This is a genomic window from Streptomyces griseoluteus (assembly GCF_004784465.1).
Taxonomy (GTDB): Bacteria; Actinomycetota; Actinomycetes; order Streptomycetales; family Streptomycetaceae; genus Streptomyces; species Streptomyces griseoluteus.
The window spans coordinates 116,448-131,370 of record NZ_SRRU01000009.1 but is presented as its reverse complement, the minus strand read 5'-3'; the positions used below and the strand labels follow the sequence as shown (position 1 = coordinate 131,370).

Below are 14,923 nucleotides of genomic sequence, written 5' to 3'. Positions count from 1 at the left end.
CCTCAGCCTCTGGGAGCCGAGCCGCCCGTGGCCCGGAGATGGTCGCGGCGGGCGTTGTTGTACGTGCGCAGATGGACCTTGGCCACGGCGCAGGCCGCGCCGTCGGCACGGCACTGGCGGCAGGTCCGTACGTGCTGCTCATAGGTGGTACGGGCGTTTTCCAACGCCTCATCGGCCATGGACATGGTCATCTCCGGAGGAGGCGCGCCCACGCGGACGGCGCCTGATTGACTGGTGAGTAACTTCCGGAGAAAGATCATCATGTTACTGCCGGTACTGGGAAACCAGGCCGCGTGAAGCCGAAAAGGGGGAGCCGCCCGCCGACGGCTCCCCCTCCTGCCTCCCCTTCCCGCGCCGGTGACGCGGGAGGGGTCAGGAACGGCGTGCGCGCGAGGCGTACACCGTCCCGGCTCCCACGGCCAGCACGAGCGCGGCCCCACCCGCGAGCATGCCGACCGGGGCACCCGCACCGGTCTCCGCCAGCGGCGGATTACCGCCGTTGGGCGAGGACTTGGGCGCGGGCGGACTGGACTGGGCCGGCGGCACGTCCGCGTCGGTGGACGGCGTCGCGCCGGGCTTCGGGCTCACCGGAGGCGTGGTGCCCTCGGCGGGCGCGCTCGGCTCGCTCCCGGCGGGCGGCGCGGAAGGCACCGGGCTCGCGGAGGTCTCCGGCGCGGACGGGCTCGGCGTGGCCGACTCCGGTGTACCGGCCTCGCACCGCTTGTCCCCGCCGTTCCAGGCGGCTATCAGGTGGTACGGCGTGAGGACGCCGGCACGCACGTCGGGCAGCGGGCCGTGGCCCTCGCCCTCCTTGCCGTCGTAGGCGGTGTCCTCGCCGTACAGGTCGATCTGCCCGAAGCAGGTCGGCGTCTTCACGCTGAGCTTCTGCCAGGTGCGGCCGTCGTCGTCCTTGCCCGCGACGTCCTTCGCGGTGAGGTGGACGGTGGCCTTGTCGACCATTTCCTGGTGGCCGGAGGACGCCCAGTTCGGGCCCTCGGTCGTGTACTCGGCCAGGGAGACGGGGTAGGTGCACCCCTCGCCGACGCTCTGGCCGGGCGCGAGGCGGACCTCGACGGTGCCGGGGACGGTGTCCCACTGATGAAAGCCGCCCTGCGAGGACCAGTCGGCGCCGACGACCTTGCCGTCGGCGTCGACCAGTCGGTACTGCACGGTGGCGGACGAGCAGGCGCCGCCCTCCTGGGCGTGGGCGGCGGTGGCGCCGAGCAGCGGCGCGGCGGTCGCCGCGAGGAAGGCCGCGGCGGCCGTGGCGAGAAATCTGGCTGGTTGCGAGCGTGCCAAGGTGAGCCTCTGTCCGTTCAAAGGTGTGGGAGGTGGCAGGGCGCGCGCGAACCGGCGCGCGGCGCCCCGTGTCCCTTCGCCCGCCCGAGGCGGAAGCGAGGACGGTCAGAGTCTTGTCGCCTTTACAACTCCCGTCAATTTTCCACGAGTTGAGCATCATCACAGTCGCTCCGGAACCGAATACGCAGGTCAGCACGGACGGCAGATTTCGGTACGGGACCCGACATCCCCGAATTGCACGGGTCGGCCCCGCCGGTCGCGGGCGGGGCCGAGGGCGGCTACTCCCCCGGCGCGAGGGTGGCCGCGAGCAGGCGTGCCGTCTCCTCGATCAGCGCCTCGTCCACGGGCGCGTCGGGCGCGGGCTTGGTGGACAGCACGCACAGCAGCAGCGGCGTGCCCTTGCCGGTCCAGGCCACACCGAGGTCGTTGGCGGTGGCGTAGGAACCGGTGCCGGTCTTGTCCGCGAGGACCCAGTCCGACGGGAGCCCGGCGCCGAACCGCCTGCCGCTGGTGGTGTTCCCGCGCAGCCAGCCGACGAGCTGCTCCCGGTCGCCGTCACTCAAGGCCCGCCCCAGGGTCAGTAGTTCGAAGGTACGGCCGAGGGCGCGGGGTGTGGTGGTGTCACGCGGATCACCGGGTACGGCGGTGTTCAGATCGGTCTCCCACCGGTCGAGCCGGCTCACCCGGTCGCCGAGGGAGCGGAAGAAGCGGGTGAGGCCGGCCGGTCCGCCGATCCTGCGGAGCATGAGGTTGCCCGCCGTGTTGTCGCTGTACTGGATGGCGGCCGCGCACACGTCGCCCAGCGCCATGCCGGTCTCTTGGTGGGCCTTGGACTGCTCGGAGTTGGACAGGATGTCCGCCGGCGGATAGTGGATCACCTCGCCGAGCGCGGCGCGGCCGCCGTGGTCGCGCAGGACCGCCGCGGCGGCGATGGCCTTGAACGTCGAGCACATGGCGAACGGCTCGTCGGCGCGGTACGCCACCGTGGCGCCGGTGCGGGTGTTGTGCGCGTACACACCGAGCCGTGCGCCGTACCGCTTCTCCAGCGCGGCCAGCCCGGGGCGCAGCGCGGCCGGGCCGTCCGGGGCGGCGAAGGCGGGGGCGGCGGAGGTCGCGGCGGCAGCGGCGGTGAGGGCGGTACCCGCGCGGAGCAGGGTGCGGCGCGGGACGGGGGTGGCACGGTTCATGTGCGGTTTCCTCCATGGGAGTCGGGCCGTCGGGCCAGTTGGATCACCGACGGGGTGACAGCGAAACAGCAGGACACCGCCCATGTCCAAGAGTGAACTTTGAACGCTCCATGACTTATTGATATGACTCCTGGATGGATCTGCTCGCGCATCTGGCGGCGTTCACCGCAACGGCCGAGGAGGTGAGCTTCTCGCGCGCGGCCGACCGGCTGGAGATCGCGCAGCCACTCCTCAGCCGCCGCATCAAGTCGCTGGAGGCGTATTTCGGCGGCCAGTTGTTCGACCGTTCCCGGCGCCAGGTCGCCGTGACGGAGTTCGGCACCTCGCTGCTCCCGTACGCACGCGACGTGCTGGAGCGCGCCGAACGGCTGGACCAGGCCGCCCGCTCGGCCCGCGCCGCGCGGACACGGGTCGTGGGCGTGCCCGCGCACTGCGCGCCGGTGGCCCTGGCGGGCGTACTCCGGGCGGGCACCGAGCACGGCACTACGCTGGCGGTGCGCGAACTCCCGCCACAGCAGAGGCAGTCGGGCCTCAGCGAGGGTTCGCTGGCCTACGCCCTGCTCCGCGTGGCCCCGGAGCGGGCCACACTCCGGGTCCCGCTCGGCCTGGCCGGGGCGCGGCAACTCGCCCGGCGCACCCTCCACCTGGAGGACCTCCGCCCGCCGCGAGGCGTGGCCGGGCTGCCGATCCTGGCCCTGGAGGAGGACGAACTGCCCTACGCACAGGACCGGTTGGCGCGGGCCGCCGCCCGTGCCGGGCTGCCCGAGACGCTTCTGCGACCGGCCGGCCCGGCCGCCGCCGCGCTGGCCGACACGCTGGCCGGGCGGGCGCGGCTGCTGTGCGCGGAGCCGTTCGCCCGGCAGCACGGCGCGAGCTGGACCCCGCTGGCCGACCCCTCCCTGCACCGGGGTTACGAGGTCGGCGCGAGCGAGTCCCACGGGGAGACGGGCGAGGTCCCGCAGTGGCTTGCGGAGGCCCTGGCGGAGGTGACGCGATGAAGACCGAGGTGGCGGACGGCATCGCCCGCGACTGGGACGCGCTCGGCGTCCGGGGTTCGTTCCTCGCCCGGAACATCGACACCGGCGAGGATCTGGGCTTCGCCGTGGACGTACCGGTACCGCTCGCCTCGGTGGTGAAGGTCCCGCTGGCTCTGGTCGTGCTGGACCGGATCGCGGCCGGGGAATTCGACCCTGCCCGGCCCGTGACCTACGTACCTCCCGCCGGGAGCCCTGGTCCGGCCGGGCTCGCGGCGTTCCGCCATCCGGCGACGCTGGCCGTCGGCGACCTGCTGCTGATGATGCTCTCGGTGAGCGACAACGCCGCCGCAGACCTCCTCCTCGACCTGGTCCCGGTACCGGAAGTGGACGAGCGGCTGCGCTCCTGGGACTGCCCGGACCTGCGGGTACGGCACCGGCTGCACCATATGTACGCCTGTGCCGCCGGAGCCTGCGGCAACGACTTCTCCCTCGCGCTGGAGCTGGCCGTACGCGACGAGCGCACCGGTCGGCACACCATCGAGACGCTGGACCCGGCGCACGCGAGCAGGGGGACGGCCGGGGCGCTGGTGTCCCTGCTGGAGCGGGTGTGGCGCGACGAGATCTCCGACCCGGCGGCGACGGCGGAGCTGCGCCGGCTCATGGGCTTCCAGGTCTTCGCCCACCGGATGGTGAGCGAGCTGCGCGCGGACTCGCTGCGGTACAGCGGGAAGACGGGCTCGTTCCTGCATCTGCGGCACGAGATCGGTGTGGTGGAGGCGGACTCCGGCGACCGGGTGGCGCTGGCGGCGCTGACCCGCGCGGACCGCAGGGCGTCCCTGGCGCCGGACATCGACCTGGCCATCGGGGTCGCGGCCCGGCGCGCGTTCGAGGCGCTGCGGAGTTGAGGCCGGGCGTCAGCCCCTGCCGCCGCTGAGCCGCCGCCACTCCGGGCCGACACGACTCCACTCCTCGTCCCAATCCGCGAGCCGGCGCCGGACGAGCGAGCCGCACGCCAGCCGTCCGCAGCCCCAGACGGCCGTGCTGGTGATCTGGGCGACGAGGACGCCGGTGAGCACGGTCTGGAGCATGGACTCGGCCAGGGAGGCGGGCGGCGGCACGGTGCGTCCGGTGCCGTCCGTCCAGAGGTCGACGGTGGTGCCGGCCGGGGCACCGGGGTTCACCTTGGCCTTGTCGGTGTGCACGGCGCCCCGGCCGTCGGTCCAGCGGGCCTTGGCCCACACCCGGTCGTCGTCGTAACCGCCGCGCGAGGGCGCGGTCTTCGGCGCCGGGCCGGTGAGGACCGCGCGCACCTCGTGCACCCGGTCGCGGCGCACGGCGAGCGCGGAGTCCACGGAACTCGCGGCCGCCCAGCCCGCGAGGGCACCGCCCATCACGACGAAGACCCAGGTGAGCAGCACGACCCACGCCTCGACGAGGTCGCCGTGCCTGCGCAGCGGATTGCGCCGCCAGCGCCAGAGTCGTATCGGGGTGATCGTTTCCGGAGGTGTCCGAGTCATCGGCAGCCGCCTCCTCTCGCCTGCCCACACCACCATCGTGCACCTGACCCGGCGCGCCCGCAGGACGGACGGCCGGGGCGGAAGAACCGCAGGCGGGAGGGGTACGGCGGACAAGGGGGCGCCCCCGAACCGGCCGGTCCGGGGGCGCCCTTCAGGTGCTGCGACTCAGGCGAGGTCGAAGCGGCCCAGGTTCATCACCTTGTGCCACGCGGCGGCGAAGTCCTTGACGAACTTCTCCTTGGCGTCGTCGGAGGCGTACACCTCGGCGACGGCGCGCAGCTCGGCGTTGGAGCCGAAGACCAGGTCGGCACGGGTGCCGGTCCACTTGGCCGCGCCGGTGGAGGCGTCGCGGCCCTCGAAGGTGGCCTGGTCCTCGGAGGTGGAGCTCCACGTGGTGCCGAGGTCCAGCAGGTTGACGAACCAGTCGTTCGTCAGCACGCCCGGCGTCTCGGTGAAGACGCCCAGGTCGGAGTCCTGGTAGTTGGCGCCCAGGACCCGCAGCCCGCCGATGAGGACGGTCAGCTCCGGGGAGGTGAGGGTCAGCAGGTTGGCGCGGTCGACGAGCGCGTACTCGGCGCGGCCGGGGTTGCTTCCCTTGCCGGAGTAGTTGCGGAAGCCGTCGGCGGCGGGCTTGAGCGCCTCGAACGACTCGACGTCGGTCTGCTCCTGGCTGGCGTCCACACGGCCCGGCGTGAAGGGCACGTCGACCGGGAAGCCGCCGTCCTTCGCGGCCTTCTCCACCGCGGCGTCGCCGCCGAGGACGATCAGGTCGGCCAGGGAGACGTGCTTGGCACCGGCGGAGGCGTTGAACTCCTCCTGGATGCCCTCGAGCGTGCGGAGCACCAGGGCGAGCTGGTCCGGGTCGTTGACCTCCCAGCCGCGCTGCGGCTCCAGGCGGATCCGGGCGCCGTCCGCACCGCCGCGCTTGTCACTGCCGCGGAAGGTGGACGCGGACGCCCACGCGGTGCTGACGAGCTGCGCCACGGTGAGACCGGAGTCGAGGATCTTGCCCTTGAGCGCGTCGGCGTCGGCCGCGTCGATCGGCTCGCCCACCGGCTGGGGCAGCGGGTCCTGCCAGAGCAGCGTCTCCTCGGGGACCTCGGGGCCGAGCAGCAGCGACTTCGGGCCCATGTCGCGGTGGGTCAGCTTGTACCAGGCACGGGCGAAGGCGTCCGCGAATTCCTCGGGGTTCTCGTAGAACCGGCGCGAGATCGGCTCGTAGATCGGGTCGAAGCGCAGCGACAGGTCCGTCGTGAGCATGTTCGGCGCGATCTTCTTGTCCGGGTCGAAGGCGCTGGGTACGGTGCCGTCGCCCGCGCCGTCCTTCGGCTTCCACTGCTTGGCGCCGGCGGGGCTCTCGGTCAGCTCCCACTCGTAGCCGAAGAGGGTGGCGAAGAAGTTGACGTCCCAGGTGATCGGGGTGGAGTTCCAGGTGACCTCCAGGCCCGAGGTGATGGTGTCGGGGCCCTTGCCGGTGCCGTAGCCGCTCTTCCAGCCGAGGCCCTGCTGCTCCATCGGGGCGTCCATCGGGTCGGGACCGACCTCGCTCGACGGGCCCGCGCCGTGGGTCTTGCCGAAGGTGTGACCGCCCGCGATCAGGGCGACGGTCTCCTCGTCGTTCATCGCCATGCGGCCGAAGGTCTCGCGGATGTCGCGGGCCGCGGCGACCGGGTCCGGGTTGCCGTTGGGACCCTCCGGGTTGACGTAGATCAGGCCCATCTGGACGGCCGCGAGGGGCTCCTCCAGCTCACGGTCACCGGTGTAGCGCTCGTCGCCGAGCCAGGTGGTCTCCGGACCCCAGTACACGTCGGCGTCGGGCTCCCAGGCGTCCACGCGGCCGCCGCCGAAGCCGAAGGTCTTGAAGCCCATGGTCTCCAGCGCGACATTGCCCGCGAGGATCATGAGGTCGGCCCAGGAAATGTTCTTGCCGTACTTCTTCTTCACCGGCCAGAGCAGCCGGCGGGCCTTGTCCAGGTTGGCGTTGTCCGGCCAGCTGTTGAGCGGGGCGAAGCGCTGCTGGCCGGTGCCGCCACCGCCGCGGCCGTCACGGGTGCGGTAGGTGCCGGCGCTGTGCCAGGCCATACGGATGATGAAGGGGCCGTAGTGCCCGAAGTCGGCGGGCCACCAGTCCTGGGACGTGGTGAGCACCTCGGCGAGATCGCGTTTCACGGCCGGCAGGTCGAGGCTCAGGAACGCCTCGGCGTAGTCGAAGTCCTCGCCCAGCGGGTTGGCGACGGGCGGGTTCTTCGCAAGGACCTTCAGGTTGAGCTGCTTGGGCCACCAGCGGTCGTTGCCACTGCCGAGGGCCGGGTGCAGGGAGGTGGTACTGGCACCGTGCGCGACGGGGCAGCCGCCGGTCTCCTCGGGCTTCGGGTCGGTGACGATCGCGTCTTCGTTGTGAGGCATGTCGATCCTTCCGGAAAGGGCGAGATAAAACGGCGCTAGGAGCTGCGGCCGGTCGAGCAGTCGGAGCAGACGCCCCAGTACACGACCTCGGCCTCGTCGAGGACGAAGCCCCGGTCGTCGGAGGCGGTCAGGCAGGGCGCGTGGCCCACCGCGCAGTCGACGTCGGCGACGGCACCGCACGACCGGCACACGGCGTGGTGGTGGTTGTCGCCGACGCGTCCCTCGAACCGGGCGGCGCTGCCGGCCGGCTCGATGCGGCGTATGAGACCCACGGCGGTGAGCGCGTGCAGGGCCTCGTAGACGGCCTGCACGGAGATGTGGCCCACTCGCTCACGGACCTGGGCGGCGATCGCCTCGGCACCGAGGTGGTCGCCCGCGCGGACGGTCTCCAGCAGCGCGACGCGGGCCGCCGTGACGCGGAGGCCCGCACCGCGCAGTTCCGCGGCGGCGGTGGTCGGAGGCTGGGATGCGGTCATGGAGGAACACTAGCGCCTTAAACACGAACGATTCAAGAAAACGAGAAGTACAAGTTTTTGCATTCTTTGGGTCGCCGATCGACAGCGGTGCGTATCGGCAATTGGGGTCGTACAGAACAAAACGGAACCCGCCGAGGTGGTGGTTCCCCGCTCGGGCGGCGCTCACTCGTCCGGGTGCTCCGGGCCGCCATCCGTGGGCAGGGGGACGCTCTCCCGTTCGGCAGCAGTGTGATGTTTCCGGCATGACGTGAATGTCAGGGCGCCGGAGGGCAGCAGTCCCCTTCATGCCCCACGCGATTCTCCAGCGGCAGGTGATCGGATGACCACGGCGACGACCCGGACACCCCGGACGCCGCCCCCACAGCCCGACGCGGCCGGCGCCCCCACCTCACCGGACGGCGTCAGACCCGCGCTGCCCTCGCTCACCGGACTGCGCTGGGTGGCGGCCCTGCTGGTCTTCGGACTGCACATCAACAACTTCGGCTACCTCGGCGGCCAGGCCGGGCGCCTGGTCTCCTGGGCCTTCACCCCCGGCGGCACCGGGGTGTCGTTCTTCTTCATCCTGTCGGGGTTCGTACTGACCTGGTCGGCCCGGCCCGGCGACCGGGCGCCCGGCTTCTGGCGGCGGCGGATCGCGCGGGTCTACCCGGTCCACCTGGCCACCGCCCTCCTCGCGGTCGCCATCGCCTTCGCCATGGGCAAGCCGGCCCTCCCGACCTGGAAGCAGACCGTGGCGAACGTGTCGCTGGTGCACTCCTGGTGGCAGCCCTGGTGGCAGACGCTCAACCCGGTGAGCTGGTCGCTGGCCTGCGAGGCGTTCTTCTACGCGCTCTTCCCGGCCCTCTTCTGGCTGCTGCGCCGCCTCGGCGCGCGCGGCACGCGAGTGCTCGGCGGCTGCGCGGCGGTGGTCGCGCTGGCCCTGGCCTGGGCGGACGCCCATCACTGGCTGAACCAGCCGATGTACTCGCTGCCCCTGGCCCGGCTGCCGGAGTTCGTGCTGGGCACGGTCACCGCGCGGCTGGTGCTGCTCGGCGGCTGGCGCGGCCCCGGCGTGGAGGGCTCGCTCGCCCTGGCCCTCCTCGGCTACTTCCTCGTCCCCCAGGTGGCGCCCGGTTACGCTGCCACGTCCTGCACCCTGACCGGGTTCACCCTGCTGATCCCGGCGGCGGCCGTGGCCGACCTGCGCGGACTGCCCACGCTGTGGCGGGGGCGGCGGCTGGTGCGGCTCGGGGAGCTGTCGTTCGCGTTCTACATGGTGCATCTGCTGGTGCTGCGCGCGGGCATCTCCGTCCTGGGCGACAAGCCGCGCTTCGGCGCCGTGGCCGGCATCGGCGTGACCGCGGCCGCGTTCACGATCTCGCTCGCGCTGTCCTGGGCGCTGTTCGAGGGTGTGGAACGCCCGGTCCGGCGCCTGCTGCTGCGGAGCGGCCGGACGAAGGGAGACCCCGCCCTCCAGAAGGAGCCGGTCACGGCCGACTGACCGGCGGCATGCGGGTGCCGGCCCCTCCAGGAGGAGCCGGCACCCTTCGCATGCGCCGTCAGGCGTTGGCGCAGATGTTGCCGAACGCGGGGTTCAGCAGACCCACGACGTCGATCGTGTTGCCGCACAGGTTGACCGGGAGCTCCACCGGGAGCTGGATGACGTTGCCGGAGCCGACGCCGGGGCTGTTGGCGGCGACACCGGTGGTCGGGTCCGGGTCGGCCGCCTGGGCCGCAGTGGCGCCGGAGAGGGCAAGGGCGCCCGCGAGAACGGCTGTCGCAGCAAGCTTGCGCATACGCATGAGTTGCCTCACTGAATCGAGGGTGGGGACCCCTCCATCACAGCGGCAGCCCGCGCGGTGCGCCCGCCGTGCTACTCCGTTCGGGCGGCAGAGCCCCCGGCCCGGGGGCCGTCCGAGGTGGGAGCGGCAGGCTCCCGGTGGGTGAAGTCGGCCCGGCCGCCCAGGGGTTACGTGGACGGCCGGCCGCTCGGACGCCTGACCGGGCCGGGGGCCGTGACGGAGGGCCGCGCGGCCCTCCGTGCACGCCACCCTAGGCGAGGCCCGCGAAGCCCGCCTGCCGGGCTCCGCGCACCCGTTCTACGGGAACTGCGTGATCTTGGACGGGACGGTGTCCGACCCCGAGGTGGGAGCCCCGGTGTTGTTGACGACGTGGGCGTACTGACCCTTGCCGCCGAGTGAGATCACCAGGATGTCGTGCAGCTTGACCCCGGAGTTCACCGGAACCTGGAACCCGTGCGCCTGGACGATGGAGGAGTCCGTGGTGAAGTTGCAGTAACTGCCCAGCCCCCATGCCTCGTGCGAGGTGACCGAGTCGGCGACCTTGTAGGCCGCGTAGCCGACGATGCCGTCATGGGTGATGGCGGCGGAGTTGGGCACGTCGTACGCCTTCTCGTTCTGGAAGAAGATCGTGCGCCCGCGCTGGCCGGCCCAGTACACGTCGTACTTGTTGTAGTGCTCGACGAACAGGCCGGTGGCCAGGACGTCGTTGCCGTTCACCCGCAGGCCGTAGTCGGCGCGGTTGGTGTCCCAGCCGACGCCGCTGCCGTGGTCGGCGCGCCACAGCCAGGTGTGGTCGATGATCACGTTGTTGCTGTTGACCACGACCGAGTTGGTGGCGAGGCCGGGTCCGGCACCGCCGATGCGGACGAACACGTCCTGCATGGTGGTGGGGTTGGCCGAGTGGTCGGCGGTGGAGCCGGCCGGGCCGATCCGCAGCAGGGTATCGGAGTTGGCGCTGCCCGCGTCGATGAGGAAGCCGGCGAGCCTGACGCCGTCCACGTCGGCCACGTGCATGGCGTCGACGCCGCCGTCCGGGACGATGGTGGCCAGACCCAGGCCGAGGACCACGGTGTTGGCGCGGGTGACCTCGATGGCCCGGTCCAGGTGGTAGACACCGGGCGTGAACAGCAGGTTGAGGCCCTGGGCGAGCGCGGTGTTGATGGTGGCCGCGGTCGCGCCGGGCTTGACCACGTAGAACTGGTCGAGCGGCAGCGAACTCCCCGCGTTGGCCGGCCAGGACACGCCGCGCGCGTTGGTGCGCTTGGCCGGCACGAACACCTTGTACGTGGAGCCGTCGAGGTAGAGGAACGGCTTCTCGCGGGACACCGGGGTGTTGTCCAGCGTGGTGTACGGGCCGCTGTCGAAGTTGGTCGCGGGCGCGCCCTGCACACCGCTGAAGACCATGTTCCACACGCCGTTGGTCCAGCCGCCCACCGAGCTGTCACGGGTGTACCACTGCTGCTGGGAGTACGGTCCCACCGTGCCGTCGATCTTCGAGTCGGCGATGTAGCCGCCGGACGCCCAGCCGTAGCCGTTGGGCGCGAGGTTGAGCCCGCCCTGGACGTGGATGCGGCGGAACGGCGCGGCCTGGGCGACGGCCCAGCGGTCGGTGCCGTTGACCGGGCGGATGGCGAGGTTCTCCGCCGAACGCCAGAAGTTCTGCGTGGCGTTGCCGTTGAACCAGCCCGCGTCGACGGTGATGTCACCGTTGATCTGCACGTCGTCGGGGTTGAGCCCGAGGCCGGAGACCGAGGTGTAGAAGCCGAGCTGGGCGTTGATGTTGTTGTACGTGCCCGGCTTCATCAGGAACTGGTAGCGGCCGGAGCCGAACTGGTTCGACTCCTGGCTGGCGAAGACACTGTCGAACTTCTGCTGGAGGTTCGGCGTGCTCGGGTCCACGACGATCACGTTCGGACCGAGGTCGCCGCCGCCCTGCACCGGCGGGACACCGGTGGTGCCGGTGTGCACGGCCATCTCCCACAGCGAGTAGCCGTAGGTGGTGGCTCGCGCGGTCCCGTTGATGCGGACGTACCGGCCGGACCCGCTCACCGCGTAGGAGGCGGTTCCGCCCGTGCCGCCGGTGACGGTCTTGAGCGTCGTCCAGTTGGTGCCGTCGGTCGAGCTCTGGAGCTGGAAGTCCTTGCCGTAGGCGGCTTCCCAGTTCAGGTCGATACCGCACAGGTCCTGCACCGAGCCGAGGTCGACGCGCAGCCACTGCGGGTCGGCGAACGCGCTGGACCAGCGGGTGCCCGTGTCGCCGTCGAAGGCGGCGGAGGCCGGGGTGCCCGCGCTCTCGGTGGACGAGGCGGTGGCGGGCCTCCCCTGCGCGGCGTTGGCGGTGTTGCAGCCGGCCTGGGCGGCGTCCGTCGCGGCGACGGCCGGGGGTTGGAGGGTGGGCAGGGCGAGCAGTGCTGCCGTGGCGGCGAGCGCTGTCCCCAGGGATCTCAGTCTCATTGCGGCTCCCTGCGACTGCGGGACCGGGAGACCGGCCCCTACTTAGTTCATGTTTTGATTTAAGGGATGAACCAATGGGGCGCAAGCCTTCGGAAGCCAAATCCTTCACGCACAAGGGCGTTCACACCCAGCGGCCGTTCACAACAGGGCGGGACTGTCCGGACCATGTGCTTTGGTCCCGACAGCCCCGCCCTGTACGGTCAGCGGCCCGGCCGCCCCTGGGTGCGTAGTTGCCCGACCGTCTTCAGCAACCGATCGGCGGGGGCCAGCAGTTGGGGATGGGCGAGCACGGTGTTGCGCAGTCCGCGCACCGGCCGGCGCCACACCCGCTGGGCCACGGAGACGGGGTGCGGGCGGGACGCGAAGCCCTCACCGACCCGGAGTTCCCGGGTCTTGAGCCAGTCCTTGTACTCCTTGTCGCCCCGCCCGAGGTCGACCAGGGTCACCCCGCTGCGGGCGGCACCCTCGGCCGTGCGCAAGTGCATCATCAACCCCGGTGAGTAGTAGTGCAGTTCGGGGTCGTAGGCGGTGAACCAGGCGGCCAGGACGGTGCTGGAGCGGGGCCCGAAGTGGGCGGCGACCGGGCGGTCGCCCGCGTACAGCACGGAGAGCACGCCGGTGAAGTGCTCCTCGCGGACGTGGAAGAGGTGGTTCACCAGGTCGACGATCCAGGGGCGGGAGAACCGGTCCATGCGGCCGGTGCGGCGGTACTGGGCCGACTTCCAGCGCATGAGGGTGCGCAGCACCTGCGGGTCACGCTCGTCGAAGACGAACCGCACCTCGCCGATGTCCCGGCCGAGCCGGCGCTCCTTCTTCAGGGTCGTCTTGGCGAGACCGGGGTAGGTGGCGCGCAGCCATTCCGGGTAGGTGCCGTCGCCGGGCTTCACGTCGATGACCGGCGAGGCGAAGGTGCCGGTGAGGTACGGGGCGAACGGCCGCTGCTCCTGCACCAGATGGTCGAACTCGAAGATGCTGAGCCCGCAGGCCCGCAGCAGTTCGGCCGCGTCCCAGGTGACACCGGGCCGGTGTACGAGCGCCTGGCAGTCGGAGAGTCCGAGCCCGATGGCCCGGCCGGTGCCGAGCGGCCCCCGCTCGTACGGGAGGAAGCCGACCGGCTCACCGCCCTCGCGCAGCACCGCGATGCGTACGCCGCCGCGATGGCGGCCGACTCCGATGGCGAACTCCGGCGCGAGGAAGGGGTTGGCGTACTCGGGTGACTCGTCCATCGCCCGGTGCCAGGCCCCGCGCAGCGCGGAGGTCAGTTCGCCGGGTCTGTGAATGGTGATCTCCACCGTGGTTCGCCCCGCCCTTCATGTGATCGTTCCCCCTCGCGCACCGCCGCTCAAACGTGGCGAAACAGTACGCACAGCGTCAAGGGTGCCTCAGAGGGCGGACGGTCCGCCACGGTTCCGCACAGATCGACGGGGTCGGCAAGTGCCTTGCCCAGAAGGGGCGTTCACTTACCGCCGGGTAAAGAGACGGTTTGGTCCGGTCCAAAGACGCGTATTGGACTAGACCAAGCTGCGCACCGTCCACGAGTCTGACACTCCCCCATCCCCCACCCTCTGGAGGCTCGTAGTGAGACGACTTCGGGCATGTCTGGGCGCGGCGGCCGCCGTCACGCTGGCCGCGGCCGGCACGACGGCACTGGTCGCGGGCAGCGCGTCCGGTGCCACGAGCGCACTGGACAACCGCTGGTACGCGGCGGCCCCGTATCTGATGCCGACGGACAACGACCCGCCGAACGCGGCCGCCATCATGGACGCGACCGGCCTCAAGGCGTTCCAGCTCGCGTTCGTGCTGGCGCCCGACGGCGGGGGCTGCTCGCCCACTTGGGGCGGCACCTCGCCGGTCTCCTCGGACACCGCCGTGCAGTCCGTCATCAACACCATCCGGTCCAAGGGCGGTGACGTCTCCATCTCGATCGGCGGGTACGGCGGCACCAAGCTGGGCCAGACCTGCGCCGACCCGGCCGCCACCGCGGCGGCCTACCAGCAGGTCATCACCAAGTACGGCCTGCACGCCATCGACTTCGACCTGGAGGAGCCGGAGTACGAGAACACCGCGGCCATCCGCAACGAGATCGGCGCGGCCAGGATCCTCCAGCAGAACAACCCCGGCCTGTACGTCTCGGTCACCACGGCCGGCACGGCGGACGGAACCGGCTGGTTCGGCAAGCAGATGCTGCTGGAGGCGAAGTCCCAGGGCTTCACCCCGAACAACTTCTCCATCATGCCCTTCGACGGCGGTTTCAACGGCGCGGCCAGCCAGACCAGCGCGCTGGCCAACTTCAACGGCATCCTGCGCTCCACCTTCGGCTGGGACGAGGCCACGGCGTACGCGCACGAGGGCTTCTCCGGGATGAACGGCCGCAGCGACACCGGGGAGTACTTCTCCCAGGCCGACTTCCAGACGGTGCTGGACTTCGCCACCGGCCACCACATGGACCGCTTCACCTTCTGGAGCCTGAACCGGGACCGCCAGTGCACCCCGGCCGACAACGGCGGCCGCACCTCGGGCACGTGCTCCAGCGTGGCGCAGAACGCCTGGGACTTCGCCAAGTTCTCGGTGAAGTTCGCCGGTGCCACCCCGCCGGACTCCACGCCCACGCCCACCCCGACCCCGACGCCCCCGAACCCCGGCAACTCCTGCAAGTCCGCGTGGAGTTCGTCGGCGGTGTACGTCAGCGGGGACGAGGTGTCCTACAACCACCACAACTGGAAGGCCAAGTGGTGGACCCAGAACGAGACCCCGAACGGCTCCGACTGGGGCCCGTGGCAGGACGAGGGCTCCTGCTGACGGCGCGACCCCTTGACGGGCTTGGAC

Annotated in this window: 13 protein-coding genes; 4 read left to right on the top strand and 9 right to left on the bottom strand. The window is 71.4% G+C overall.

The annotated features are described in order from the left end of the window. Positions 1 to 2 precede the first annotated feature (2 nt). The 3 genes from E5082_RS23985 to bla all read right to left on the bottom strand — a co-directional run bounded on the left by E5082_RS23985 (position 3) and on the right by bla (position 2,486). On the bottom strand, positions 3 to 185 hold the full coding sequence (locus E5082_RS23985) for a hypothetical protein (protein WP_135793332.1): 183 nt from the start codon (positions 183 to 185) through the stop codon (positions 3 to 5). Between the two features lie 187 nt (positions 186 to 372). Beyond that, on the bottom strand, positions 373 to 1,299 hold the full coding sequence (locus E5082_RS23980; RefSeq protein ID WP_135793331.1) for a hypothetical protein: 927 nt from the start codon (positions 1,297 to 1,299) through the stop codon (positions 373 to 375). A gap of 278 nt (positions 1,300 to 1,577) precedes the next feature. After that, positions 1,578 to 2,486: a class A beta-lactamase gene (gene bla / locus E5082_RS23975; protein ID WP_135793330.1), complete on the bottom strand. Its 909-nt coding sequence runs from the start codon at positions 2,484 to 2,486 to the stop codon at positions 1,578 to 1,580. Positions 2,487 to 2,620: 134 nt separating this feature from the next. Between bla and E5082_RS23970 the strand changes: the two genes are divergently transcribed. Beyond that, a complete protein-coding gene (locus tag E5082_RS23970; protein WP_135793329.1) occupies positions 2,621 to 3,484 on the top strand; it encodes a LysR family transcriptional regulator in 864 nt (287 codons plus the stop codon). After that, a complete protein-coding gene (locus E5082_RS23965; protein ID WP_135793328.1) occupies positions 3,481 to 4,368 on the top strand; it encodes a serine hydrolase in 888 nt (295 codons plus the stop codon). The genes E5082_RS23970 and E5082_RS23965 overlap by 4 nt, the downstream gene beginning before the upstream one ends. Positions 4,369 to 4,377: 9 nt before the next feature. Here E5082_RS23965 and E5082_RS23960 read toward each other — a convergent pair whose 3' ends face one another. The 3 genes from E5082_RS23960 to E5082_RS23950 all read right to left on the bottom strand — a co-directional run bounded on the left by E5082_RS23960 (position 4,378) and on the right by E5082_RS23950 (position 7,862). After that, the gene (locus E5082_RS23960) at positions 4,378 to 4,980 is read right to left on the bottom strand and encodes an Rv1733c family protein (RefSeq protein ID WP_135793327.1); all 603 of its coding nucleotides are present in this window, start codon (positions 4,978 to 4,980) and stop codon (positions 4,378 to 4,380) included. A gap of 165 nt (positions 4,981 to 5,145) precedes the next feature. Continuing rightward, positions 5,146 to 7,386 (bottom strand): catalase/peroxidase HPI, encoded by a 2,241-nt coding sequence (gene katG / locus E5082_RS23955; protein WP_135793326.1) that lies wholly within the window; start codon positions 7,384 to 7,386, stop codon positions 5,146 to 5,148. A 35-nt stretch (positions 7,387 to 7,421) separates the two neighbouring features. Beyond that, positions 7,422 to 7,862: a Fur family transcriptional regulator gene (locus tag E5082_RS23950; protein WP_135793325.1), complete on the bottom strand. Its 441-nt coding sequence runs from the start codon at positions 7,860 to 7,862 to the stop codon at positions 7,422 to 7,424. Between the two features lie 319 nt (positions 7,863 to 8,181). On the opposite strand from E5082_RS23950, the gene E5082_RS23945 reads away from it, so the two are divergent. Further along, positions 8,182 to 9,342, top strand: coding sequence for an acyltransferase family protein (locus tag E5082_RS23945; protein WP_135793324.1), 1,161 nt, complete (start codon positions 8,182 to 8,184; stop codon positions 9,340 to 9,342). 58 nt (positions 9,343 to 9,400) lie between these two features. On the opposite strand, the gene E5082_RS23940 is transcribed toward E5082_RS23945, so the two are convergent. The 3 genes from E5082_RS23940 to E5082_RS23930 all read right to left on the bottom strand — a co-directional run bounded on the left by E5082_RS23940 (position 9,401) and on the right by E5082_RS23930 (position 13,389). Then, complete coding sequence (locus E5082_RS23940; RefSeq protein WP_244321620.1) at positions 9,401 to 9,643, bottom strand: chaplin; 243 nt, start codon at positions 9,641 to 9,643, stop codon at positions 9,401 to 9,403. Positions 9,644 to 9,940: 297 nt separating this feature from the next. Beyond that, positions 9,941 to 12,097: a discoidin domain-containing protein gene (locus E5082_RS23935; RefSeq protein ID WP_135793322.1), complete on the bottom strand. Its 2,157-nt coding sequence runs from the start codon at positions 12,095 to 12,097 to the stop codon at positions 9,941 to 9,943. 200 nt (positions 12,098 to 12,297) lie between these two features. Continuing rightward, positions 12,298 to 13,389: a GNAT family N-acetyltransferase gene (locus tag E5082_RS23930; RefSeq protein WP_135793321.1), complete on the bottom strand. Its 1,092-nt coding sequence runs from the start codon at positions 13,387 to 13,389 to the stop codon at positions 12,298 to 12,300. Between the two features lie 286 nt (positions 13,390 to 13,675). Here E5082_RS23930 and E5082_RS23925 point away from each other — a divergent pair, with 286 nt between their 5' ends. Continuing rightward, positions 13,676 to 14,896, top strand: a complete 1,221-nt coding sequence (locus tag E5082_RS23925; RefSeq protein ID WP_135793320.1) for a carbohydrate-binding protein — start codon at positions 13,676 to 13,678, stop codon at positions 14,894 to 14,896. Positions 14,897 to 14,923 lie beyond the last annotated feature (27 nt).